Consider the following 230-nt stretch of genomic DNA (forward strand, 5'->3'; position numbering starts at 1 on the left):
TGGATTTCCGCATGGTGCAGGCCGACTCCGGCGCGATCGGTGGCGACGCCTCGCAGGAATTCCACGTGATCGCCGAGTCCGGCGAAGACGCGCTGGTGTTTTCCACCGGCTCGGATTACGCCGCGAACATGGAAGCGGCCATCGCCGCGGCTCCGGGCGAGCGCCCGGCCGCCAGCGAAGCACTGCGCAAGGTCGACACGCCCACGCAGAAAACCTGTGAAGCCGTGGCC

1 pseudogene is annotated in these 230 nt (G+C 68.3%); it reads left to right on the plus strand.

Annotated features, from left to right (window positions below):
• Nucleotides 1–230 (plus strand): annotated as a pseudogene (locus RRF55_RS28255) (proline--tRNA ligase); the annotation flags it as partial.

Origin of the sequence: Klebsiella sp. K47 (genome assembly GCF_051858335.1) — a bacterium.
In the GTDB taxonomy this organism is placed as follows: domain Bacteria; phylum Pseudomonadota; class Gammaproteobacteria; order Enterobacterales; family Enterobacteriaceae; genus Klebsiella; species Klebsiella pneumoniae.